Genomic DNA, 274 nt, shown 5'->3' with positions numbered 1-274 from the left:
CAGCCGCCGGGGCTGTTCCAGCACCGCCGCGATGTCGGCGAGGAGGCGGGAGCCCAGTTCGCCGTCGATCAGGCGGTGGTCGAAGGAGAGCGCGAGGGTGGTGACCTGGCGCGCCTTCACCTTGCCCTTGTGCACCCACGGCTGGAGCTTGACCGCGCCGAAGGCGAGGATCGCCGACTCCCCCGGGTTGAGGATGGGGGTGCCGGTGTCGACGCCGAAGACGCCGACGTTGGTGATGGTGACCGTGCCGCCGGACATCGCCGCCGGTGAGGTC

General features: G+C 71.2%; 1 protein-coding gene. It reads right to left on the bottom strand.

All coding sequences use genetic code 11. The features are described 5' to 3' along the window. Positions 1–274, bottom strand: a 274-nt coding sequence (locus IH09_RS36320; RefSeq protein WP_190233542.1) for a 2-oxo acid dehydrogenase subunit E2, incomplete at both ends; no start/stop codon positions are given.

It is taken from the genome of Streptomyces celluloflavus (assembly GCA_000720995.1).
In the GTDB taxonomy this organism is placed as follows: Bacteria; Actinomycetota; Actinomycetes; order Streptomycetales; family Streptomycetaceae; genus Streptomyces; species Streptomyces celluloflavus.
The sequence above is the reverse complement of the archived record's forward strand: the minus strand, read 5'-3'. Positions and strand labels throughout refer to the sequence as shown.